24 protein-coding genes are annotated in these 22,651 nt (G+C 72.8%); 15 read left to right on the forward strand and 9 right to left on the reverse strand.

Annotation, left to right across the window (positions count from 1 at the left end):
- Window positions 1-31: 31 nt before the first annotated feature.
- The gene (gene ypfJ / locus AC07AW_RS37375; protein WP_478819907.1) at window positions 32-922 is read right to left on the reverse strand and encodes a KPN_02809 family neutral zinc metallopeptidase; all 891 of its coding nucleotides are present in this window, start codon (window positions 920-922) and stop codon (window positions 32-34) included.
- 269 nt (window positions 923-1,191) lie between these two features.
- Here ypfJ and AC07AW_RS37380 point away from each other — a divergent pair, with 269 nt between their 5' ends.
- The 3 genes from AC07AW_RS37380 to AC07AW_RS37390 all read left to right on the forward strand — a co-directional run bounded on the left by AC07AW_RS37380 (window position 1,192) and on the right by AC07AW_RS37390 (window position 4,307).
- On the forward strand, window positions 1,192-2,790 hold the full coding sequence (locus AC07AW_RS37380; RefSeq protein WP_478819908.1) for an ABC-F family ATP-binding cassette domain-containing protein: 1,599 nt from the start codon (window positions 1,192-1,194) through the stop codon (window positions 2,788-2,790).
- Between the two features lie 363 nt (window positions 2,791-3,153).
- Window positions 3,154-3,375, forward strand: a complete 222-nt coding sequence (locus AC07AW_RS37385) for a helix-turn-helix domain-containing protein (RefSeq protein ID WP_006123601.1) — start codon at window positions 3,154-3,156, stop codon at window positions 3,373-3,375.
- A 131-nt stretch (window positions 3,376-3,506) separates the two neighbouring features.
- The gene (locus AC07AW_RS37390) at window positions 3,507-4,307 is read left to right on the forward strand and encodes an enoyl-CoA hydratase/isomerase family protein (RefSeq protein WP_478819909.1); all 801 of its coding nucleotides are present in this window, start codon (window positions 3,507-3,509) and stop codon (window positions 4,305-4,307) included.
- A 24-nt stretch (window positions 4,308-4,331) separates the two neighbouring features.
- On the opposite strand, the gene AC07AW_RS37395 is transcribed toward AC07AW_RS37390, so the two are convergent.
- Complete coding sequence (locus tag AC07AW_RS37395; RefSeq protein WP_478819910.1) at window positions 4,332-5,012, reverse strand: hypothetical protein; 681 nt, start codon at window positions 5,010-5,012, stop codon at window positions 4,332-4,334.
- A 91-nt stretch (window positions 5,013-5,103) separates the two neighbouring features.
- Here AC07AW_RS37395 and AC07AW_RS37400 point away from each other — a divergent pair, with 91 nt between their 5' ends.
- Genes AC07AW_RS37400 through amaP form a run of 5 tightly spaced genes read left to right on the forward strand, consistent with a single transcriptional unit; the run spans window position 5,104 to window position 7,402 of the window.
- On the forward strand, window positions 5,104-5,589 hold the full coding sequence (locus tag AC07AW_RS37400; RefSeq protein ID WP_478819911.1) for an Asp23/Gls24 family envelope stress response protein: 486 nt from the start codon (window positions 5,104-5,106) through the stop codon (window positions 5,587-5,589).
- A gap of 42 nt (window positions 5,590-5,631) precedes the next feature.
- Entirely contained in the window at window positions 5,632-5,823 is a 192-nt protein-coding gene (locus AC07AW_RS37405) for a hypothetical protein (protein WP_056561208.1), read from the forward strand.
- A 9-nt stretch (window positions 5,824-5,832) separates the two neighbouring features.
- Window positions 5,833-6,198, forward strand: coding sequence for an Asp23/Gls24 family envelope stress response protein (locus AC07AW_RS37410; protein WP_478819912.1), 366 nt, complete (start codon window positions 5,833-5,835; stop codon window positions 6,196-6,198).
- Window positions 6,195-6,818, forward strand: coding sequence for a DUF6286 domain-containing protein (locus AC07AW_RS37415; RefSeq protein ID WP_478819913.1), 624 nt, complete (start codon window positions 6,195-6,197; stop codon window positions 6,816-6,818). The genes AC07AW_RS37410 and AC07AW_RS37415 overlap by 4 nt, the downstream gene beginning before the upstream one ends.
- On the forward strand, window positions 6,815-7,402 hold the full coding sequence (gene amaP / locus AC07AW_RS37420; RefSeq protein ID WP_478819914.1) for an alkaline shock response membrane anchor protein AmaP: 588 nt from the start codon (window positions 6,815-6,817) through the stop codon (window positions 7,400-7,402). The genes AC07AW_RS37415 and amaP overlap by 4 nt, the downstream gene beginning before the upstream one ends.
- Window positions 7,403-7,405: 3 nt before the next feature.
- Here the strand turns inward: amaP and AC07AW_RS37425 are convergent, their stop codons facing one another.
- From AC07AW_RS37425 to AC07AW_RS37450, 6 genes are all read right to left on the reverse strand, one after another.
- Window positions 7,406-8,161 (reverse strand): SDR family oxidoreductase, encoded by a 756-nt coding sequence (locus AC07AW_RS37425; RefSeq protein ID WP_478819915.1) that lies wholly within the window; start codon window positions 8,159-8,161, stop codon window positions 7,406-7,408.
- A 5-nt stretch (window positions 8,162-8,166) separates the two neighbouring features.
- Complete coding sequence (locus AC07AW_RS37430; protein ID WP_478819916.1) at window positions 8,167-9,951, reverse strand: glycoside hydrolase family 15 protein; 1,785 nt, start codon at window positions 9,949-9,951, stop codon at window positions 8,167-8,169.
- 52 nt (window positions 9,952-10,003) lie between these two features.
- Window positions 10,004-10,801 carry an SURF1 family cytochrome oxidase biogenesis protein gene (locus tag AC07AW_RS37435; RefSeq protein WP_478819917.1) on the reverse strand — a complete coding sequence of 266 codons (798 nt, stop codon included), beginning with the start codon at window positions 10,799-10,801 and terminating at the stop codon, window positions 10,004-10,006.
- Window positions 10,802-10,905: 104 nt separating this feature from the next.
- A complete protein-coding gene (locus tag AC07AW_RS37440; protein WP_041128576.1) occupies window positions 10,906-11,139 on the reverse strand; it encodes a hypothetical protein in 234 nt (77 codons plus the stop codon).
- Between the two features lie 63 nt (window positions 11,140-11,202).
- Window positions 11,203-12,177 (reverse strand): DEDDh family exonuclease, encoded by a 975-nt coding sequence (locus AC07AW_RS37445; protein ID WP_478819918.1) that lies wholly within the window; start codon window positions 12,175-12,177, stop codon window positions 11,203-11,205.
- The gene (locus AC07AW_RS37450) at window positions 12,174-12,860 is read right to left on the reverse strand and encodes a TetR/AcrR family transcriptional regulator (RefSeq protein WP_478819919.1); all 687 of its coding nucleotides are present in this window, start codon (window positions 12,858-12,860) and stop codon (window positions 12,174-12,176) included. The genes AC07AW_RS37445 and AC07AW_RS37450 overlap by 4 nt, the downstream gene beginning before the upstream one ends.
- Before the next feature lie 96 nt (window positions 12,861-12,956).
- Here AC07AW_RS37450 and AC07AW_RS37455 point away from each other — a divergent pair, with 96 nt between their 5' ends.
- The 5 genes from AC07AW_RS37455 to AC07AW_RS37475 are packed head-to-tail and all read left to right on the forward strand — an operon-like array spanning window position 12,957 to window position 17,894.
- Complete coding sequence (locus AC07AW_RS37455) at window positions 12,957-13,754, forward strand: acetoacetate decarboxylase family protein (protein ID WP_392153350.1); 798 nt, start codon at window positions 12,957-12,959, stop codon at window positions 13,752-13,754.
- On the forward strand, window positions 13,754-14,638 hold the full coding sequence (locus AC07AW_RS37460) for an SDR family NAD(P)-dependent oxidoreductase (protein ID WP_351186662.1): 885 nt from the start codon (window positions 13,754-13,756) through the stop codon (window positions 14,636-14,638). The genes AC07AW_RS37455 and AC07AW_RS37460 overlap by 1 nt, the downstream gene beginning before the upstream one ends.
- An 11-nt stretch (window positions 14,639-14,649) precedes the next feature.
- Window positions 14,650-15,933: an amidohydrolase family protein gene (locus AC07AW_RS37465; protein WP_478819920.1), complete on the forward strand. Its 1,284-nt coding sequence runs from the start codon at window positions 14,650-14,652 to the stop codon at window positions 15,931-15,933.
- On the forward strand, window positions 15,930-17,156 hold the full coding sequence (locus tag AC07AW_RS37470; protein WP_478819921.1) for an amidohydrolase family protein: 1,227 nt from the start codon (window positions 15,930-15,932) through the stop codon (window positions 17,154-17,156). Before AC07AW_RS37465 ends, AC07AW_RS37470 begins: the two co-directional genes overlap by 4 nt.
- Window positions 17,157-17,180: 24 nt before the next feature.
- A complete protein-coding gene (locus AC07AW_RS37475) occupies window positions 17,181-17,894 on the forward strand; it encodes a VIT1/CCC1 transporter family protein (protein ID WP_478819922.1) in 714 nt (237 codons plus the stop codon).
- Here the strand turns inward: AC07AW_RS37475 and AC07AW_RS37480 are convergent.
- Window positions 17,891-20,968 carry an NACHT domain-containing protein gene (locus AC07AW_RS37480; RefSeq protein WP_478819923.1) on the reverse strand — a complete coding sequence of 1,026 codons (3,078 nt, stop codon included), beginning with the start codon at window positions 20,966-20,968 and terminating at the stop codon, window positions 17,891-17,893. The two genes, AC07AW_RS37475 and AC07AW_RS37480, sit on opposite strands and share 4 nt — an antisense overlap.
- Window positions 20,969-21,117: 149 nt before the next feature.
- Here AC07AW_RS37480 and AC07AW_RS37485 point away from each other — a divergent pair, with 149 nt between their 5' ends.
- The gene (locus AC07AW_RS37485; RefSeq protein WP_478819924.1) at window positions 21,118-22,020 is read left to right on the forward strand and encodes a sterol desaturase family protein; all 903 of its coding nucleotides are present in this window, start codon (window positions 21,118-21,120) and stop codon (window positions 22,018-22,020) included.
- Entirely contained in the window at window positions 22,017-22,649 is a 633-nt protein-coding gene (locus AC07AW_RS37490) for a lysoplasmalogenase (protein ID WP_478819925.1), read from the forward strand. The genes AC07AW_RS37485 and AC07AW_RS37490 overlap by 4 nt, the downstream gene beginning before the upstream one ends.
- Window positions 22,650-22,651 lie beyond the last annotated feature (2 nt).

Raw genomic sequence — 22,651 nt, forward strand, 5'->3', positions numbered from 1 at the left:
GGGTCTCAGTCTGGCAGTCACCACCGACAACTCAGCGGAAGGTGTTGCACCGGGCCATGTCGCCGGTCCGGTAGCCCTCGTAGAACCACTGTCGGCGCTGCGCCGCCGAGCCGTGCGTCCAGCTCTCCGGTGTCACCCGGCCCTGGAACCTCTCCTGGATCCGGTCGTCGCCCACGGCCGCCGCCGCGTCCAGGCCGTCCCGGATGTCCGCGTCGGTGAGCCGGGTCAGCAGCAGCCGGCCCGTCTTCTCGTCGGGAGTGGTCGTCGCGTGCCGCGCCCAGACCCCGGCGTAGCAGTCGGCCTGCAGCTCGACCCGTACGGCGTTGGAGTTCGCGCCGGTCCGGCCGTCCTGGGCGCGGCTCAGGGTGCCCATGAGGTTCTGGACGTGATGGCCGTACTCGTGCGCCACGACGTACGCCTGGGCGAAGGGGCCGCCGCTCGCCCCGAACGTGGTCCGCAGCTCGTCGAAGAAGCCCAGGTCCAGATAGACCTGCCGGTCTCCGGGGCAGTAGAAGGGGCCGACCGCCGAGGTCGCCGGGCCGCACGCGGTGCCCACGCGTCGGCTGAACATCACGGTGGCGGCGTTCCCGTAGGTGCCGCCCCGGCGCGGGTACTCGCTCCGCCAGTAGTCCTGGACGCTGTTGACGACGGCGACGATCCGGCAGTCCTGGCGCGCGTTGGCGTCCGAGCCCTTCTTGCAGGCCTGGTTCACCTGGGCCGCGTACGAGGAGGACGCGACCGGCTCGTCCCCGCCGGAGGAGAGCCCGAGCTGGTCGGGGCCCACCCCGAAGAGCATGCCGAGGACCAGCGCGATGAGGCCGATGATGCCGCCGCCGACGGTCGCCCTGCCGCCCGGGATGCGGCTGTTCCGGACGTCCCGCACCTCCGAGGTGTCCAGGTCGGCGTCGTCGTCGAACTGCACGGTCCACCACCCTCCGCGTCACTGCCGCGGCAGTGGCCGCCGCCCTGCGCCGAGTATCAGACGATCTCTCACCTGACGCCCCTTTTGGAGAGCATCGGCGGGAATGTGAGAAAAGTCCGAAAGTGCCCTCGTCCCCCGCATGGCCGAAAACCAGTTGCAGACGCCCGTTAGACTGGCCGCATGGCCATTCTCCTTTGGGTGCATTAGCGGCGTCGAAGCCCGCCACCAGTCGTCCTTCCGCCGTTTCCCCACCGCCCTGGAGTCTGTCCGTGATCACCGCTTCCGGCATCGAGCTGCGCGCCGGCGCCCGAGTCCTCATCGAATCCGCTTCCTTCCGCGTCGCCAAGGGCGACCGCATCGGCCTGGTCGGCCGCAACGGAGCGGGCAAGACCACCCTCACCAAGTGCCTCGCCGGCGAGGGCCAGCCGGCCGCCGGCTCCATCGCCCGCTCCGGCGAGGTCGGCTACCTCCCGCAGGACCCGCGCACCGGCGACCTCGACGTCCTGGCCCGCGACCGCATCCTGTCCGCCCGCGGCCTCGACACCCTCATCAAGAAGATGCGGATGAACGAGGAGCGCATCGCCACGGGCGCCGGCGCCACCCGCGACAAGGCGCTGCGGCAGTACGAGCGCCAGGAGACCGAGTTCCTGACCAAGGGCGGGTACGCCGCCGAGGCCGAGGCCTCCACCATCGCCGCCGCCCTCGGCCTGCCCGACCGGGTCATGGGCCAGCCGCTGCACACCCTCTCCGGTGGTCAGCGCCGCCGCGTCGAGCTCGCCCGGATCCTCTTCTCGGACGCCGACACCCTGCTCCTCGACGAGCCCACGAACCACCTCGACGCCGACTCCATCGTCTGGCTGCGCGACTACCTGAAGACCTACCGCGGCGGCTTCATCGTCATCTCCCACGACGTCGACCTCGTCGAGACCGTGGTGAACAAGGTCTTCTACCTGGACGCCAACCGCTCCACCATCGACGTCTACAACATGGGCTGGAAGCTCTACCAGCAGCAGCGCGAGGCCGACGAGAAGCGCCGCAAGCGCGAGCGCCAGAACGCCGAGAAGAAGGCCGCCGCGCTCAACTCGCAGGCCGACAAGATGCGCGCCAAGGCCACCAAGACCGTCGCCGCGCAGAACATGGCCAAGCGCGCCGAGCGGCTGCTCTCCGGCCTGGAGGCCGTGCGCGCCTCCGACAAGGTCGCCAAGCTCCGCTTCCCGGACCCCGCGCCCTGCGGCAAGACCCCGCTGACCGCCGAGGGGCTCTCCAAGTCGTACGGCTCGCTGGAGATCTTCACCGACGTGGACCTGGCCATCGACAAGGGCTCCCGCGTCGTCATCCTCGGCCTCAACGGCGCGGGCAAGACGACCCTGCTGCGCCTCCTCGGCGGCGTGGAGAAGCCCGACACGGGCGAGGTCACCCCCGGCCACGGCCTGAAGCTCGGCTACTACGCCCAGGAGCACGAGACGCTCGACCCCGAGCGGACCGTCCTGGAGAACATGCGCTCGGCCGCGCCCGACCTCGACCTCGTGGACGTGCGCAAGACGCTCGGCTCCTTCCTCTTCTCCGGCGACGACGTCGACAAGCCGGCGGGCGTGCTCTCCGGCGGCGAGAAGACCCGGCTCGCGCTCGCGACCCTCGTCGTCTCCTCGGCGAACGTGCTCCTCCTCGACGAGCCGACCAACAACCTGGACCCGGCCAGCCGCGAGGAGATCCTCGGCGCGCTGCGCACGTACAAGGGCGCCGTCGTCCTCGTCACCCACGACGAGGGCGCCGTGGAGGCGCTCGACCCGGAGCGGATCATCCTGCTCCCGGACGGTGTCGAGGACCTGTGGGGCGCGGACTACGCGGACCTGGTGGCCCTCGCCTGACCCCCGAGGGGCCCTCGGGGCCCCAGGAACCCTCGGGTGATCATCCCGGGCTGGATCATTCGGCTCATGGGTGATCCTTCATCTGAGTGAGGGTCTCTCGTACATCCCGGCGCGGTGCTCTGCCGAATCCTTCCGGCAGACCCGCGCCGTACGTGTGTTCCCCTTGCGGCGCTGACCTGGCACTTCCCGTACCGAGCGGTCCGTAGGCGCGTTTTCGGCCCTGCGGAATATCAGGTTCCGTTCGTGATGACTGCGTACTCGTCCACAAACCCGGCGGCACGGACCTTGTCGAATGGGTGGCCAGGACGCACGTAAGGGGTGATCATGAGAAGTCCAGAGCGCACTTCCCATGAGGAGGCACGGGTGGCCGAGACTCTGAAGAAGGGCAGCCGGGTGACCGGCGCCGCGCGCGACAAGCTCGCGGCAGACCTGAAGAAAAAGTACGACTCCGGTGCGAGCATCCGGGCGCTGGCCGAGGAAACCGGCCGCTCCTACGGATTCGTCCACCGGATGCTGAGCGAGTCCGGAGTCACGCTGCGTGGACGCGGCGGAGCGACACGGGGCAAGAAGGCGGCCTCGGCCTGACATCGGGGCGGCTCGACCGGTCCACCGGGACCTCCCGGTGGGCACCCGGTCGACCCTGCGGTCGGCCAGGTGGTTACTGTGCAGTCACTTAGCATCTCGCTGCAGTGCTGCACCGGAACCGGAGGCGCCCCATGACTACGCTCGACGACTCTGAGCTCGTATTCGACAAGGACGGTGTACGGCTCACCGTCGAGGACGCCGTTGCCACGGTGACCCTGACCAATCCGGCGAAGCGCAACGCCCAGTCTCCCGCTCTGTGGCGGGCGTTGACGGAAGCCGGCCGGTCGTTGCCCGGCAGCGTGCGGGTCGTCGTTCTGCGCGGCGAGGGCAAGTCCTTCTCCGCCGGACTCGACCGGCAGGCGTTCACGCCCGAGGGCTTCGACGGCGAGCCGTCCTTCCTTGAGATGGCGCGCGGGTCCGACGCGGACCTCGACGCGGTCATCGCCGAGTACCAGGAGGCGTTCACCTGGTGGCGCCGCAGCGACCTCGTGTCGATCGCGGCCGTCCAGGGCCACGCCATCGGCGCGGGCTTCCAGCTCGCCCTCGCCTGCGACCTGCGGGTCGTCGCCGAGGACGTGCAGTTCGCCATGCGCGAGACCAGCCTGGGCCTCGTCCCGGACCTGACCGGGACGCACCCGCTCGTCTCGCTCGTCGGCTACGCCCGCGCGCTGGAGATCTGCGCCACCGGCCGCTTCGTGCACGCGGAGGAGGCCGAGCGCATCGGTCTCGCCAACCTGTCCGTGCCCGCCGACGAGCTCGACGCGGCGGTACGGGACCTCGGCGCCGCCCTGCTCGCGGCGCCCCGCGACGCGGTCAACGAGACCAAGGCGCTGCTCCAGGGCGTCTCCGGCCGCTCCTACGAGGAGCAGCGCGCCGCCGAGCGCGCCGCCCAGGCCCGCCGCCTGCGCGACCTGGCGGGCCTCGGCGACTGACGTACCGGCGCGGCACGCGCGCGTTCAGCGCAGTTCCGACACCAGCACCGTGACCGCGGTCGCCCCCTCGGCGGCCGCGGTCGCGGCGCTCCGGGCGGCGCGTGCCACGTCCAGCGGGCGGTGACCGGCCGTCACCGCCAGCTCCACCCGCACCTGATCGGGGCCCCTGCGCACCGGCGGCCCCCACAGGTCCGTCACGCCCGCCACGCCCTCGACCCGCAGGACCGCCAGGGCCACCGGATCGTCCGTCGCCGGAGCGGGCCGCCCCGGCGGGGGAGCGGCCGGCCCCGCCGGGGGCGGCTCCGTGTCGAGCAGCTCCGTCACCCGCAGGTCCACGGCCGTCACCCGCAGTCCGAGACCGTCGCGCGCCGCCCCCAGCAGGACCGCCCGCAGCTCCTCGGCCAGCTCCGGCAGCGGACGGCCCACCACCGCCCCGAAGTCCGCGGCGATCCGCAGCGCCCCGGGCCCGAGCCCGCCCGGCGGCACCGGGAGCGGATCGGCCGATGCCTCCTCGCCGTCCGGGTCGGGCCCGATCCGGAGGCCGCCCGGCACCACGCCCCGTACCGCCGCGGCGGCCGGGTCGAGGACGCCCCGCGCCGCGCGCTCGGTGATCCACGCGCCGTCCCCGGGCGCCCCGAGCGGCAGCAGCCTGCCCGGCGCGAGGCGGTCCCGTACCGCAGCCGTCCAACCCTCAGCCGTCGTCATTCCCCCAGCCTGCCGCATCCCCGGGGCGGATCTGGGCAAGCGCCCTTAATGTGGGCGAAGAACCCCGAAATATGAAAGAAGGGGCTGAATAATGACGGACACCACTCATACCGGAGACACCGCGACGGACGATCCGCGCGAGTCGCGCCGCACCACGGTGACCAAACGCGGCGGCGGCGCACCGGCCTCCCGGGGCCGGACGACGATCGCCGACGGAGTCGTGGAGAAGATCGCCGGCCTCGCCGCACGCGACGTCGTCGGCGTCCATGCCATGGGCAGCGGCCTCTCCCGCACCTTCGGCGCCGTCCGCGACCGCGTCCCCGGCACCGGCGGCGCCAAGTCGAACGTCACCCGAGGGGTCAAGGCCGAGGTCGGCGAGGTGCAGACCGCGCTCGACCTGGAGATCGTCGTCGACTACGGCGTCTCCATCGCGGACGTCGCGGGCGACGTCCGGGAGAACGTCATCGCCGCCGTGGAGCGGATGACCGGCCTGGAAGTCGTCGAGGTCAACATCGCGGTCAGCGACGTGAAGCTGCCCGAGGAAGAGGAAGAGGAGCCGGAGCCCCGGCTCCAGTAGGCGTCGGAACCCCGGCGACAGGGGGCAGGAAAGGGGCTCGGAATGAGCATGGCGGTGGTCGGCCTGGTGGCCGGCATGGCTCTCGGCTTCGCCGGATACTTCGGTGGCTTCGGGGCGTTTCTGCTGGTCGCGGCTCTCGGCGCGATCGGCTTCGTGGCCGGCCGGTTCCTCGACGGAGACCTCGAACCCGGCGATCTGTTCCGGGGACGCGACCGCGGCGACCGGCGGCGGTGACCCGGGGTGGTGACGGACCTGGCAGACGACCCGGTACGGGACGGGGTGCGGGACCGGGGGGCGACCACCATCGCCGACCGGGTCGTCGCGAAGATCGCCGCCCAGGCGGCCAGAGAGGGCCTCGACGCCGTCCCCGCAGGGGGATCGAAGCCGCACGCCTCGGTGGTCGTCCACCGGGAGATCGCCCGCGTCTCGGTGAGCCTCGAACTCGACTACCCCTCCGACGTCGGCCGGCAGTGCGGCGCCGTCCGGAGCCGGGTACGCGCGCGCGTGGAGCAGCTCGTCGGCCTGGAAGTCCACGAGGTGGACGTCCAGGTCGAGCGCCTCCACTCCGCGCAGACCCGCCACGCCAAGCCGAGGGGCCGCCTCGCATGACCGCCACCCCGGACCCCGCGCCCCCCGAAGGCACCTCCGTGCCCGGCGCGGGCGCCCCCGCGGCGCACGTCCGCCGCTTCTGGTCCGTCCGCCGCATCCCCGCCGCCCTGCTCGCCGCCGTCGTCCTCGGCGGCACCGGGCTGCTCCTCTACGACGTCGCGTCCGTACGGGCCGACCGCTCCGCGATGGCCTGGCGGCGCAAGCTCGCCGACGCCCTCGCGACCCGGCCGCTCGACGACACGGCGATCGTCGTCGGCGCGGCCGTCGCCGTCGTGCTCGGCGTCTGGCTGCTCGTCCTGGCCGCCACCCCCGGGCTGCGCGCCGTCCTCCCGATGCGCCGCGAGCACACCGACGTCCGGGCGGGCCTCGACCGCGAGGCCGCCGCGCTCACCCTGCGGGACCGCGTCATGGAGGTCTCCGGGGTGCAGTCCGTCCGGGTGCGCGTCGGCCGGGCCAAGGTCGCCGTCCGGGCGGTGTCCCACTTCCGGGCCCTCGACGAGGTCCGGGCCGACGTGGAGACGGTGCTCGCCGGCGGCGTCGACGAGCTCGGCCTCGCCCATCCGCCCGCGCAGTCGGTTCGGGTGGCCCGGCCGCCCCGGAAGGAAGGGAAGGCCAAGTGACCGTCGTCCTCCGGCGCGTCAACCGCGTCCTGCTCGGGCTCGCCGGGATGCTCCTCGTCCTCGGGGGCGGCGCCGTCCTCGCGGCCGCCACCGACCTGTCCGTACCGTCCTGGTGGCCCTGGTCGGGTCCCTCCGACGTCCTGCTCACCACCGCCCAGCGGCAGCACTGGCGGGAGGAGAGCTGGTGGTGGCCGGTGGTCATCGCCGTCCTCGGGCTCGTCGTCCTTCTCGCCCTGTGGTGGCTGCTCGTCCAGTTCCGGCGGGCCCGGCTCGCCGAGGTCCTCGTCGACACCGGCGACGGCGAGGAGGCGGTGCTGCGCGGCCGGGCCCTGGAGAGCGTCCTGGAGGCGGACGCCGCCGCGCAGGAGGGCGTGGCCCGGGCCAAGGTCTCCCTCACGGGCCGCCGCGGCGCCCCCCGGACCCGGATCGCGCTCCTCCTGGAGCCGTACGCCTCCCCGGGCGACGCCCTGACCACCCTCAGCACCGAGGCCCTCACCCACGCCCGTACGTCGACGGGCCTGCCGGCACTGCCCACCGAGGCGCGCCTGCGCGCGGTGAAGCACCGCGCCCGCAGGGTCACCTGAGCATCAGAATCCGCCGCGCGCCCCGCCGTCCACCGGCAGCATCAGGCCCGTCAGGTACGAGGCGGCCGGCGAGAGCAGGAAGGCCGCCGTGCGCCCGAACTCCTCCGGGGTGCCGTAGCGGCGCAGCGGGATCGTGAGCTCGTTCGCCGCGCGGGACGCGTCCGCGTCGCCGGAGAGCGCGTCCAGGGAGCGGACCCGGTCGGTGTCGATCCGGCTCGGCAGCAGGCCGATGACGCGGATCCCGCGCGGGCCCAGGTCGTTGGAGAGCGACTTGGCGAAGCCGGCGAGTCCCGGGCGCAGCCCGTTGGAGATGGTCAGGCCGGGGATCGGCTCGTGGACGGAGCCGGACAGGACGAAGCCGATGACCCCGCCCTCGGTGAGCGTCTCGGAGGCTGCGCGGGCCAGCCGTACCGCCCCCAGGAAGACCGTGTCGAAGGCGGCCGCCCACTCCTCGTCGGTGTTGTCCGCCGCGAAGCCGGGCGCCGGGCCGCCGACGCTGATCAGGATGCCGTCGAAGCCGCCGAACCGGGCCCGCGCCTCGGCGATCAGCCGGTTCGGGGTCCCCGGGTCGGTGTTGTCGGCGGCGATCCCGGCCGCGCCCTCGCCCAGCTCGGCCACCGCGTCGGCGACCGTCTTCTCCTCGCGCCCGGTGATCAGCACCTTCGCGCCCTCGGCGAGCAGCGCCTCGGCGGAGGCCCGGCCGAGCCCCCGCGTCGCGCCGGTCACCACGTACACACGGTCCTTCAGTCCCAGATCCATGGGCCCTATCCTGCCGTCTCCCCGGCGGCGAGCGCCAAGGCGGTCCCGACGAGACCGATGTGGCTGAACGCCTGCGGGAAGTTGCCCAGCTGACGTCCCGCCACCGGGTCGTACTCCTCCGCGAGGAGCCCCACGTCGTTGGTGAGCGCGACGAGCCGCTCGAAGAGCTCGCGGGCCTCCTCGGCGCGGCCGGTCAGCAGCAGCGCGTCCGCCAGCCAGAACGAGCAGACCAGGAAGGTGCCCTCCTGGCCCGGGAGTCCGTCCAGGGACGTGGAGTCGGGGCTGTACCGGCGCAGGAAGCCACCGTGCATCAGCTCGTCCCGTACGGCGTCCACGGTGCCCACCACCCGGGGGTCGTCCGGTGGCAGGAAGCCGACCCGCGGGATGAGGAGGGTGGCGGCGTCCAGCCCGGACGAGCCGTACGCCTGGGTGAAGGTGTTCCGCACCGGGTCGTACGCCCGCGCGCACACCTGGGCGTGGATCTCGTCCCGCATGGTCCGCCAGCGGCCCGCGTCCCCCGGCAGCGAGGGGTCGGCCTCCAGGGTGCGGACCGCGCGGTCGGCGGCGACCCAGGCCATCACTTTCGAGTGGGTGAAGTGGCGGCGCGGCCCGCGGACCTCCCACAGGCCCTCGTCGGGCTCCCGCCAGGTGGACTCCAGGAAGCCGAGCAGGCTCAGCTGCAGGTTCCACGCGTGCCGCTCGGCCGGGATCCCGGCCTCACGCGCGCGGTGGAGGGAGTCCATGACCTCGCCGTACACATCGAGCTGGAACTGGTCCACCGCCGCGTTCCCGGTCCGTACCGGCGCCGAGTCGGCGTAGCCGCGCAGCCACGGCAGGCTGGTCTCCGGCAGCCGGCGCTCCCCGGCGGGGCCGTACATGATCTGCAGGTCGGCGGGGTCGCCGGCGACCGAGCGCAGCAGCCAGTCCCGCCAGGCGCACGCCTCCTCCTCGTACCCGGCGGAGAGCAGCGCGCCCAGGGTGAGGGAGGAGTCGCGCAGCCAGCAGGCGCGGTAGTCCCAGTTCCGCACACCGCCGAGCTCCTCCGGCAGGGAGGTGGTGGGGGCGGCCATGATGCCGCCGGTGGGGCCGTACGTGAGCGCCTTGAGGGTGATCAGGGAGCGCAGCACCGTCTCCCGGTAGGGGCCGCGGTAGGTGCAGCGGGCGGTCCACTCGCGCCAGTCGTCGAGGCACTGCTCCAGGGCGTCGAAGGGGTCGACGAGGTCGGGGCGCGGCTCGTGCGAGGGGTGCCAGGTCAGCACGAAGGCCACCTTCTCGCCGGCGCCGACGGTGAAGGAGGACTGCGTGGAGAACTGCTGGCCCCAGGTCTTCACGGGCGGCACGCTGCGCAGCCAGACCGAGTCCGGCCCGGCGATCGCGACCCGGTGGCCGTCGGCCCTGCGGACCCAGGGCACGATCGAGCCGTAGTCGAAGCGGAGCCGCAGCACGGAGGTCATCTCGACGGTGCCGCTGACCCCCTCCACGATCCGCATCAGGTCGGGGGCCCTGTCCCGCTGCGGCATGAAGTCGACGACCTTGACGGTGCCCGTACGGGTCTCCCAGTACGTCTCCAGGACGAGCGAGTCCTCGGCGTAGCGGCGGTCGGTGCAGGTCGTGGCGCCCTTGGGCGCGATGGTCCAGTGGCCGTTGTTCTCGTCGCCGAGGAGGGCGGCGAAGCAGGCGGCGGAGTCGAAGCGGGGCAGACACAGCCAGTCGACCGACCCGTCGCGGCCGATGAGCGCGGCGGTCTGGAGATCCCCGATGAGGGCGTAGTCGTCGATACGTTGCGTCACGCTTTGGGCTGTTCCCGGAAGCGGCGGCGGCCAATCAGAGGGAGGGAGTGGCCTACGCCTCGACCGGGGCGGGCTCCGGGGATCCCTGGACGTCGGAGGCGGTGCCGGCCGCGCGGTCGCGCTTCTCCCGGCGGACCAGGATCACCCAGCCGACGGGCACCCCGGCGGCGAAGAGCCACCACTGCACGGCGTACGCCATGTGGGGGCCGATCGAGTCGTGGTCCGGCTCGGCGATCATCTCGGGGGTGCCGCCGGCCGGGTCGGGCGCGCTCAGCTCCAGATAGCCGCCGAGCACCTCGCGGCCGATGAGCTCGGCCTGCTGGCGGCTGCTGATGAGCATGACCTGCCGGTCCGGCAGGCCCTTCAGGTCCTTGATCCCGCTGGCGCCCGTCGTCTCGTCCGCCTTGAGCCGGCCGGTGACGGTGACCTCGCCCTTGGGGGCGGGCGGCACCGGCGGGAAGGAGTGCTGGTCGGCGGCGGCCGGGATCCAGCCGCGGTTCACCAGGACGACCCGGCCGTCGCGCAGGACCAGCGGGGTCAGGACGTGCACGCCCACCTGGTCGTCGGAGGAGGTACGGCGGCGGACGACCACCTCGTGGGCGGTGTCGAAGGTGCCGGTGGCGGTCACCGTCCGCCAGTAGTCGGCGCGCGGGACGGTGTGGCCGGGGGAGGTGAGCTCCTCGACCGGGAGCGGCTTCGCCTTGAGGTTGTCCGCGATCAGGGCGTTCTGGGCGACCCGGTGTTCGTGCCGGTGGAACTGCCAGAAGCCCAGCTCGATCATCGTGGGGACGAGGACGAGGGCGACGAGGGTGAGGATCACCCACTGCCGGGACAACAGGAAGCGGTACACGCCGTCGACGGTACATTGCGGCGAAAGGCCCCCTTGCGGCGGGTGCCGCAGGGGGCCTGGAACGTCCCCCGGCGGGTGTCGCGGGGGCCTGGAGTGGTCCCGGGTCACACCCGGTCGACGATGCCCACCTTTCCCTCCGCGCGGGCGCAGTGGCCGCCGCAGTACCAGCTGCCCTCGACCTCGACGCCCTGTCCGATGATCTGGACCCGGCAGTGCTCGCAGATGGGCGCCATGCGGTGGATGGCGCAGGCGAAGCAGTCGAAGACGTGAATCGCGCCCTGTGCATGAACCTCGAAGGACATGCCGTAATCGTTTCCGCAGACCTCACAACGTGCCATGCGCCACAGGGTGGAGCGCCCGGCGGGCGCGCGCAGCTCGGCGCGCCCGCAGGACCGGGGGTGTCACCCGTCTGCCGGGGTCACGTCCCGCAGCAGCTGGGTGTAGGCGGCCTCGTCGACGACCGGGGTGCCGAAGGACTTCGCCTTCACCGTCTTGGAGGTGGCGGAGTCCGGGTCGTTGGTGACGAGCAGGCTGGTGAGCCGGGAGACGCTGGTGGCGACGTGGAGGCCGGCCTCGACGGTGCGGTCCTCCAGGAGCTCGCGGTCGACGGAGGTGTCGCCGGAGAAGGCCACCCGCATGCCCTGCTTGAGCGGTCTGTCCGACTCGTACCGGCCGGGGTTGGGGTACGGGCACGGCGGGCGCTTCCGCGAGGGACGCCAGCTGCCCGCCCGGTAGGAGGACTGCTGGCCGATCCGCGGCTGCGCGGGCCCCGAGGCCCACTCGGTCAGCGGCCGGCACTCCAGGAGCGGCAGCCGTACGTTCCGCTCGGCCGCCGCGTGCAGGCTCGGCCGGAACGCCTCGGCGAGCACCCGCGCGTCGTCGAGCGCGTTGTGTGCGCGCTGCTGCACGACACCGAAGTGCGCCGCGAGCGACTCCAGCTTGTGGTTGGGCAGCGGCAGCGACAGCTCCTTGGCGAGCGCGATCGTGCACAGTCGCTGGCGCACCGGCGCGGCGGACTCCGCGCGCGCGTACTCCCGGGCGATCATCTGCCAGTCGAACATGGCGTTGTGCGCGACGAGCACCCGGCCGTCGAGCCGGGCCGCGAACTCCGCCGCGATCTCCGGGAAGAGCGGCGCGCCCTCCAGGACGTCGCTGGTCAGCCCGTGGATCCAGACCGGACCGGGGTCGCGCTCGGGATTGACGAGCGTGTACCAGTGGTCCTCGACGTTCCCCTGGGCGTCCAGCCGGTAGACGGCAGCCGACACTATCCGGTCGTCGCGGGCGAGTCCGGTGGTCTCCACGTCGACGACCGCGTACCCCTGTGGGTAGGCGGCCGGCCACATCGCTGCTGTCGTACGGTCGTCAAGCACGGTCACTGAGAATACGGCCCGCGACCGACAGCCCCGTCCCCGGTGCCCTGAATGTCCGTTATGTCACTGGAGGCTCCCGCGAGGAGGCCGTCCACCAGCGCCCGTACGGAGTCGGCGAAGAGCCGCTCGGTGTCGATCGGTGCGGCCAGGGCGCGCGCGAGGGGTCCGTCCGCCTCGGCGTCCTCTCCGCGCCACAGCTCCTCCTCGGCGGGGGACTGGGCGGGGGCCCGCTCCCGGTTGCGCTCCACCAGGACGTAGCCGACGACCTGGAACTGCACGGCCCGGACGGCCCGGGCCGCCCGCGCCCCGCGCAGCCCCGCCGCGTGCGCCTCGTGGACCAGGGCGCGCTGGGCCGGCAGGAACATGCGCTCCGTCAGCCCCCGCTCGTGGACCATCGCCACCAGGTGCGGCCGCTCGCGCAGCGCGCGGCGCAGCGCGCGGGCCACCGAGACGATCCGCTCGGCCGGGGTCGCGCCCCGGGGCCGGATCGTGCCGAGGTCGGCCACCGTGCGGGCGACGAGCGCGTCGAGGAGCGACTCCCGGTTGCCGACGTGCCAGTAGATCGAGGTGACCGCGGTGCCGAGCTCGGCGGCGAGCCGGCGCATCGTGAGCGCGTCCGGGCCGTGCTCCTTCACCAGGGCGGCCGCGGTGTCCAGGACCTCGTCGCGGGTCAGCGCGGAGCGTGCCATCGGTTCCCCCAACTCCTCTGCGTGCAGACCTCTTTACCCTTCGGCGGCAGCGGTGTAACTGTGTTACAGGCCGACGATCCCGAAGGGTGGTACGTCATGGCACGAGTACGGTACGGGGCACGCAGCGACGCGGAGGCGGCGGCGGCCCGCGAGCGGTCCGCCAAGCTCCCCGACATCTGGTCCACCGGTGTGGTCGCCGTCTGGGAGACCGACCCGGACGTCGTGGCGGCGGTCCTGCCGCCCCCGCTGAAACCCACCGCGCGCCCCCTCGTGCGCGCCAACATCAGCAAGGTCGACCTGCCCGGCTATCCGCTCGGCGCGGGCTCGGTGGCCGTGGCCGCCGCCCACGGCGACCGGGAGGGCTGGTACCCGCTGGTGATGCCGATGACCCACGAGCGGGCCCTGATCGGCGGGCGCGAGGTCTTCGGCGAGCCGAAGAAGCTGGGCGAGGTCACGGTCGAGCGCGAGGGGCTCGTCGTGCGCGCCGCACTCGCCCGGCACGGCATCGCCTTCGTGGAGGTGCGCGGCGCGGTCTCCGGGCCGCTGCCGCTGCCGGAGCCCGTGGAGAAGACCGACTTCTACTTCAAGTTTCTGCCGGGCGTGGAGGGCACCGGCTTCGACGCCGACCCCGTCCTCGTCCACTGCGTCCGCAACGAGAAGGTGCGGAAGCTGGAGCGGATCACCGGAGACGTGGTCCTGCGCGAGTCCATGTACGACCCGGTGGCCGACCTGCCCGTGCGCCGGCTCGTCGAGATCACGATCGGCGAGAAGACCACCGACCAGAAGGGCACCGTCGCCGAGCGCGTCTCCGCCCGGGACCTGCTGCCCTTCGTCCACCAGCGGTACGACGACCCGCTCCAGATCCTCGACGGACCCCCGGAAGGAAGTGCCTGATGGAGCTGCGTGAGGGACAGGTCGCCGTCGTCACCGGCGCGGCGAGCGGCATCGGCCTCGCGATGGCCCGCCGCTTCGCCGCCGAGGGCCTCGCCGTCGTCCTCGGGGACGTCGAGCGGGCCGCCCTGGAGGAGGCCGCCGACGAGCTGATGGCGAGCGGGGCGCAGGTCCTCGCCCGGACGGTCGACGTCTCCGACCCCGACGAGGTACGGGCGTTCGCGGACGCCGCGTACGACACCTTCGGCGCCGTCCACGTCCTCTGCAACAACGCGGGCGTCGGCTCCGGCGCCGAGGGCCGCATGTGGGAGCACGAGCCCAACGACTGGAAGTGGGCCTTCTCCGTCAACGTCTGGGGCGTCTTCCACGGCATCCAGGCCTTCGTCCCGCGCATGCTCGCGGGCGGCGAACCCGGCCACGTCGTGAACACCTCCTCCGGCGACGGCGGCATCGCCCCGCTGCCCACCGCCTCCGTGTACGCGGTCACCAAGGCGGCCGTCGTCACCATGACCGAGTCCCTGTACGCGCACCTGAAGGCCGAGCACGCGCGCGTGGGCGCCTCCGTCCTCTTCCCGGGCCCGCACATGCTCCGCACCGGACTGTGGGAGTCGCACCGCAACCGGCCCGAGCGGTACGCCAAGCAGCGTCCGCGCAGGACCCCGTACCGCAGCCTCGACCAGTACGAGGCCGCGATGAAGGAAGCCGGTCACGAGGTGACCTTCACGCCGGTGGAGGACGTCGCCGAGCACGTCGTCGACGGCATCCGCGCCGACCGCTTCTGGATGCTGCCGGAGAGCGAGCACAGCGACCGCCAGATCAAGGCGCGCTCCCGGTCCATGCTCGACCGCGCCAACCCGTCGTACCTGGAGAGTTTCATCCTCGACTGAGGGGACTTGTGGTGACGTACGAAGACCCGTATCTGATCATCTCCTCCGACTGTCATGCCGGGCTGCCCACCGAGGAGTACCGGCCCTATCTCGACCCCCGCTTCCACCGGGACTTCGACGACTTCCTCGCCGGGCGCGAGGCCCGCCGGGAGGCCATGACCCGGCTCGGGGTGCGCAACGAGGCCTTCGCGGACAAGTGGTTCCGCGACAACGAGGAAGGGCTGCGCGGCGGCTGGGACCCCGCGCAGCGGATCAAGGAGCTCGACGGCGACGGGGTGGCCGCCGAGGTCGTCTTCCCGGACGCGGACGCCGTCGACAGCCAGACCGCCGCGCCCTTCGGCGTCGGCCTCGGGCTCTCCGGCGACCAGGACCCGGAGCTCGGCATGGCGGGCGCGAAGGCCCACAACCGCTGGCTCGCCGAGTTCGTCTCCGCGAACCCGGACCGGCACCGCGGGGTCGCCCTCCTCCCCGTCACCGCCGACGTCCGCGAGGTCGTCGCCGAGATCCACCGGGCCAAGGAGTCCGGGCTCGGCGCGCTGATGATCCCCTCCATGTGGGTGGACAAGGCCCCCTACCACGACCGGCGTTACGACCCGGTGTGGGCGGCGGCCGCCGAGACCGGCATGCCGGTCGTCACCCACTCCGGGGCGGCGCCGCGCGAGGAGTACGGCGACCACCTCGGGATCTACGTCTCCGAGGTCACCTGGTGGCCGGCCAGGCCACTGTGGTTCCTGCTCTGGTCGGGCGTCTTCGAGCGCCACCCGGGCCTGCGGTTCGGGGTCGCCGAGTCCGGCTGCTGGTGGCTGCCGAACCTGCTCTGGTTCATGGACCGGCTCTACCTGGGCGCGCACGGCGGAAAGAAGCTGTCCCCGTTCGCCGAGCTGAAGCGGCCGCCGAGCGAGTACCTGGACCGGCAGGTCTTCATCTGCGCCACCAACACCAAGCGGCGCGAGCTCGCCCAGCGGTACGAGATCGGCGTCGACAACATCCTGTGGGGCTCGGACTTCCCGCACCCGGAGGGGACCTGGCCCGACACGCGCGCGTGGCTGCGGAAGACGTTCCACGACATCCCGGTCGAGGAGACCCGGAGGATGCTGGGGCTCGCCGCCGCCGAGGTCTTTGGATTCGATATCCACATATTGGATCCGATAGCCCGTCGGATCGGCCCCACCCCCGCCGACCTCGGCCAGCCCGCCGACCAGGCCGCCGTCGAGGCCTCCTGGGCCCGCTCGCGCGAGGTGGGCCGGCACTGGCTCACGGACCACGAGTTCCCGGTCCTGGGGGTGAATCCGTGACCGATCGCTACACCGTCGTCTCCGCCGACTGCCACGCGGGCGCCGACCTCCTCGACTACAAGCCGTACCTGGAGAAGAAGCACCACGACGACTTCGACGCCTGGGCGGCGACCTACGTCAACCCGTACGAGGACCTCCTCGCCGACACCGCCGACCGCAACTGGAACTCGCAGCGCCGGCTGCGCGAGCTGGAGGCGGACGGCATCGTCGCCGAGGTCGTCTTCCCCAACACCATCCCGCCGTTCTTCCCCAAGGCCTCCCTGATGGCCCAGCCGCCCACCCGCGCCGAGTACGAGCAGCGCTGGGCCGGCCTCCAGGCGCACAACCGCTGGCTGGCCGACTTCTGCGCGGACGCCCCGGGGCGCAGGGCGGGCGTGGCACAGATCCTCCTCAACGACGTGGACGCGGCGGTCGCGGAGATCCGCCGCGCCCGCGAGGCCGGACTGACCGGCGGCATCCTGCTCCCCGGGGTCCCGCCGGGCTCGCCCGTCCCGGAGCTGTACTCGGAGACGTACGACCCGATCTGGGCCGTCTGCGCCGAGCTCGACGTGCCGGTCAACCACCACGGCGGCTCCGCGTCGCCGCCGCTCGGCGACGAACCGGCCGCCCGGGCGGTGTTCATGGTGGAGACCACCTGGTTCTCCCACCGGGCCCTGTGGCACCTGATCTTCGGCGGCGCGTTCCGGCGCCACCTGGGGCTCAAACTGGTCCTGACCGAGCAGGGCTCGGGCTGGATCCCCGGCGTGCTCGACATGCTGGACTACTACCACCGGCGCCTGGTGTCGGCCGCGACGCGGGCCGCCACCGCCGAGTCCAAGTTCGGCGCCGGCCTCGCGGAGTCCATGGGCAAGGGCCCGGGCGAGGTCTGGCGGGACAACTGCTTCGTCGGCGCGAGCTTCATGCGTCCCCACGAGGTGCCGCTGCGCGACCGGATCGGCCTCGACAAGATCATGTGGGGCAGCGACTACCCGCACGACGAGGGCACCACCCCGTACTCCCGCGAAGGCCTCCGCATCGCCTACGCGGGACTCCCGAGGGAGGAGGTCGCCGCCATGGTCGGCGGGAACGCCGCCCGCGTCTACGGCTTCGACCTCGCCCTCCTCGACCGCCTCGCCGCCGTCCACGGCCCGGCCGTCGAGGAGATCGCCCGGCCCCTGGAGAAGGTTCCCGACGGGGCGACCAGCCCGGCCTTCGCCCCGGGCGGGTCGGTCCGCGTGTGGTGAGGCGCCGGGTGCGACCCTCCTGGGGTGACTGAAGCCCCCGCACACGACGAGGCCCACGGCGGTGGCCTCGGCGCCCGTCTCAACTGGCTCCGGGCGGCCGTGCTCGGAGCCAACGACGGCGTCGTCTCCACCGCCGGCCTCGTCGTCGGCGTCGCAGGCGCCACCGAGTCCCAGGCCGCCCTGCTCACGGCCGGCCTCTCGGGGCTGCTCGCCGGCTCGATGTCGATGGCGGCGGGGGAGTACGTCTCGGTCTCCAGCCAGCGCGACTCCGAGAAGGCCGCGCTGGCCCAGGAGAAACGCGAACTGCGCGAGCGGCCCGAGGCCGAACTCGCCGAACTGACCGGCCTGCTGGCCGCCCGCGGCCTCTCCCCGGAGGTGGCCCGCGAGGCCGCCGAACAGCTCACCGCACGCGACGCGCTGCGCGCCCACGCGCGCGTGGAGCTCGGCATCGACCCCGACGCCCTCACCAACCCCTGGCACGCGGCCGGCGCCAGCTTCCTCGCCTTCACCGTCGGCGCCCTGCTCCCGCTCCTCGCGATCGTCCTCCCGCCGGCCTCCGCCCGCCTCTGGGTCACGGTCCTCTCCGTCCTCGCCGCGCTCGCCCTCACCGGCTGGTGGAGCGCCCGCCTGGGCGCCGCCCCCACGGGCCCGGCGATCCTCCGCAACGTGGCGGGCGGGGCACTGGCGATGGGCGTCACGTATGCGGCCGGCTCGCTCCTGGGGGCGGCGGGGGTCTAGGGGGTGCGTTCGATCCGGCCCGGCTCGAAGTGCTCTTCGCCGAGGAGCGGGATGTCGGCGTTCACCGAGATGCGGAGCCCGTGCCGGGAAGCGAGCGGGGTGATGTCGATCGGTCCGCCGCCCGGCCCCGTGGACTGCCACAGGCGGAGGCGGTCGAGCGAAGGGAGGTCGCGCAGGGGCGTGAGGTCGGGGATCTCGCAGCGGAAGAGGTACAGCGCGCGCAGGTCCTCCAGACCGCCGAGCGCGGTGAGGTCGGGGACGGTGATCTCCGAGAGCTGCAGGGTCGTGAGCTTCGGAGGAGTGCGCAGGGCGAGCAGCTGGTCGGTCTGCGTACGGCCCTGCAGGGAGAGGTTGGCCAGCAGGGGCCACTTCTCGATGCCGCCGAGGTCGACGTAGCGGGCCTGCGCGCCCAGCGAGAGATACCCGAGAGTCGGGCCGATGGGGAGTTCGTCCAGCCGCTCCATCAACAGAGGAACCGCGAGACTGAAAGAGGAGAGGTCCGGCATGTCACGCAGCGGCTCGACGGACAGCTCGGGGTGCAGCTCGTAGACGGTGAGTGTCTCCAGGCCGGGACGCGCGAGCGGCGAGAGGTCCTTCAGCAGAGGGCAGCGGCTGAGGCCGACGCTCTTCAGCTCCGGGAAGTGCCGCAGCGGTGACAGGTCGGCGAGCGAAGGGTTCTCGTAGACGAAGACCCTTTGCAGGCCGTCCAGGACGTGCAGGGCCGTCAGGTCGACGTCGAGGCTGCCGAGACGGACCCCCCGGGTCCTCGGCAGGAGGCGGAGGGCCGCCAACTGCTCCCGGGACTGCACATTGAGGGAGACCTCTTCCCAGGTGCTCGCCGACAGCACCTCGCGGGCGTACCGCTCGGTGTCGAACGCGCCCCACGCATCGCCCAGCTGGACCGCGACGTTGAACCGCTCGTCCTCGCGGAAGCGTGCCACCACCTCGAAGGCCGCGTCCCCCGTCACCAGCGCCGCCGTGCGCACCACCGCGGCCGCGCCGTCGGCGTCCAGGTCCTCCGGGCCCGGCAGCAGCTCGAGGACGAGCTCGCCCGCCTTCGCGAGGTCGTCCACGTCCTTCAGGGAGCGCGGAGGGATCAGCTCGCGCGCCTGGCGTTCCACCTCCGCCCGTACCCCCGGCTCCAGCTCCGGCGCGTGCTCCAGACATGCCGCCGCCAGCAGCACCAGCCGGCCGCGCAGCCGGGGTGCCCGCTCCGCGCGGCGCAGCAGCTTCTTCAGGAGGCGGGCCCGCTCCTCCAGGCGCGCGTGGCCGACGGCCATCTGCACCACGTCGTCCCAGGTGTCGTCGTGGGCGTTCTTGACGAGGACCCCGAAGTCGCGCGCCTCCACCGCCGCCTTGGCGCCCAGGTAGTCCTGGAAGGTGCGGTGCACGAATCCCACCGAGCCGGGAGCCGGTTCGCGCAGCAGACCGCTGCGGATCAGCAGATGGGCGAAGACCTGTTCCCTCGTCCCCCGGACCTGCGGCATCGCGGCCAGCCACTCCGCGACCATCTCCTCCGCCTCGTCGCGGTCGGCCTCGACCTGACCGTTGCGGATCAGCCAGTACGCCAGCCGTTGGAGCAGGGCCGTCTGCTCCTCCCGGGTCAGGTCGACCCCTTCCACCCCGCAGATCTCCCGCTCGGTGTCGCGCCGTACGAGCAGCATGTCGAGCGCGGCGTCGTAGAGCTCCTTCCGGGCACGCGGCAGCTGCATCCGCCGGTCGCGGTTCAGCGCGCACAGCAGCGCGCACATCAGCGGGTTGGTGGCGAGCCGGCCGAGGTCCCGCCGCGTGGCGACGGCCTGCCGAAGGGCGTGCTCGTAGGTGGTGAGGGTCTCGTCCCCGGGGGCCTCCAGCCGCGCCGCGTCGTGCCAGTGGGCGAGGAAGGCGCGGATCCCGTTCCGGTCCATCGGCAGCAGCGTGTGCGGGGCGAAGCCCTGCCGGGAGAGCCAGGCGTCGGGGACGGCCGAGGGCCGGGTCGTGACCACGTACCTGGCCTGGGGGAAGGCCGTGACGAGGCCCTTCAGCCAGGTCTCGGTCCGCTGCCGGAGCCGTACCGGCACCTCGTCCACGCCGTCGACGAGGACGAGCGCACGCCCGCGCGTGAGCAGGTCCTCCACCCAGCCGGCCGGGGGAGCCAGGGGCACCCCCGTGGCCCTGAGGAAGTCCTCGGGCACCGGCAGCGCGTCCGACGAGGTGAAGGCGCGCAGCCGCAGGACGAACGGCACACAGCGGTTCCAGTCGGAGAGGTCGCCCTCGAAGGAACGCCTGGCGGCGTTGAGGGCGAGCCACTGGACGAGCGTGCTCTTGCCGGAGCCGGCCGGGCCGTGCAGGAGCAGCCGGTCCGTCGTCGTGAGCGCCACCTCGGTGCTCACGGTGGCCGGTCCCGTGGGCGCGAGTCCGTGGACGGCCTCGCGGTCGCCGCTCACCGCGAGGGTGATGTACGCGGTGTCCAGCGGCCACTCGCGAGCCGAGCGCCCGAGGGTGAGGCCGAACAGTTCGAGCCGGCCGTGCGTCTGGGCCACGTACCGCGCGTACCGCTCCTCGAAGGCGAGGGCCTCCGCTTCAGGGCTCGGCCGGTCGGCGGCCAGGGACGCCACCGCGTCGCGGGTCCGGTCGGCTGTGCGCACCTGCTCCACCGCGGCCCGTGCGGGGAAGGACGGTTCGGCCGTGAGCTGCTCCACGAGGTGGGCGCAGCACAGTCCGAGCAGGTCGTCGTAGAGATCCAGGGTCCGTCCGGACAGCCCGCGGTCGGGGGAGCGCAGTTCGTCGCGCAGCCGCACGGGGTCGAGGCCGGCGGCGAACAGCCGGTCCGCGTCGAGCGGGCCCGCCGCGGCGAAGGCGTCCCGCACCCCGTCGACCGCCGCGAGCCGCTCGTGCTCGGGCAGGGTGCCGTAGTGCTCCGAGAGGCGTCCGCCCAGGACCTTCGCCAGACGGTCGGGCTTCGCCGGCCGCGGCAGCGGGCGGACGGGGGAGGGGACGAGTCCCGCTCCCTTCCCCGGGGCGACGACGGACCGCACGACCGCCCCCAGCGCCGTCCCCGCCAAGCGCAGCAGCGCAACTTCCAGACCCTGCAACGGAGTTCCTCCCCCTTGCTCACCGCCCCCTGCGATCGTACGACGTGCGGGCTTGTCGGAAGGTGCCAAAGCTTGCTGACAAGCTGTCTCACTTACTTGTAAGTAATCACGTCTAGTCGCGTCCGCCCGCCGCCTCTACCGTCGACGGCATGCCGAACCTGCCCGATGTCGTGCTCTGGTCCATACCGGCGTTCGTCCTGCTCACCGTCCTGGAGATGGTCAGCCACCGGATCCACCCCGACGAGGACGCCGCCGGGTACGAGGCCAAGGACGCCGCCACCAGCATCGGCATGGGCCTGGGGAGCCTCGGCTTCGACGCGCTGTGGAAGATTCCCGTCGTCGCGATCTACACCGCCGTCTACGAGCTGACCCCGCTCCGCGTCCCCGTCCTCTGGTGGACGATCCCGCTCATGCTGCTCGCGCAGGACTTCTTCTACTACTGGCAGCACCGCGGGCACCACGTCGTCCGCATCCTCTGGGCCTGCCACGTCGTCCACCACAGCAGCCGGAAGTTCAACCTCAGCACCGCCCTGCGCCAGCCGTGGACCGGACTGACGGGCTGGCCGTTCTACCTGCCGATCATCGCCCTCGGCGTCCACCCGGCGGCCGTCGCCTTCTGCTACTCGGTCAACCTCGTCTACCAGTTCTGGATCCACACCGAGCGCATCGACAAGCTGCCCCGCCCCTTCGAGTACGTCCTCAACACCCCCTCGCACCACCGCGTCCACCACGCCTCCCAGGGCGGCTACCTGGACCGGAACTTCGGCGGCATCCTGATCATCTGGGACCGGATGTTCGGTTCCTGGGTCGGCGAGACCGAGCGGCCCGTCTACGGGCTCACCAAGAACATCGAGACCTACAACCCGCTGCGCGTCGCCACCCACGAGTACGCCGCCATCGCCCGCGACCTGCGCGCCGCGCACGGCTGGCGCGAGCGGGCCGGACGGGTCTTCCGCGGTCCGGGCTGGCAGCCGGCATCCCCGGCCTCGAAGGCCGCGCCCGCCGCCGCCCCGAAGACCGCGCCCGCCGCCGCCCCGGAGGCCGCGGCGTGAAGACCTCCTCCCGCGTCCTGCTCGCCGCCTTCGGGCTCGCGACCGCCGTCGACCTCGTCTCCCTGCTCGCCGGCGCCGAGCTCGGCCACCAGATCGCCAAACCGCTCCTCATGCCCCTGCTTGCCGCGTACGCCGTCACGAGGGGCGCCCCCAGGCTCCTCACCGCCGCGCTCCTCTTCGGCTGGGGCGGCGACGTCCTCCTGCTCTCCGACGCCGACTGGGCCTTCCTCGTCGGCATGGGCTCCTTCGCCGCCGGACACGTCTGCTACCTGGTCCTCTTCGGACGGAGGCGTACGTCCCCGGCGCTCGGCGTCCTGTACGCGGCCGCGCTCGCCGGCACCGTCGCGCTCCTCTGGCCCGACCTGCCCGCCGAGCTGCGGATCCCGGTCGCGGGATACTCGCTGCTGCTCACCGCGATGGCCTACCGTTCCAGCGCCCTCGGGCTCCTGGCGGGCCTCGGCGGCGCGCTCTTCCTGCTGTCCGACACCCTGATCGCCACCGGCGTCGCCGAGTGGCCCCAGCTGCCGGCGCCCGACTTCTGGGTCATGCTGACCTACATCGCGGCGCAGTACCTGCTGACGGCGGGAACGCTCCGCGCGATGTACGGTGAACGTCGTACAAACGCCTGACA

This window comes from Streptomyces sp. NPDC044003 (genome assembly GCF_056435185.1).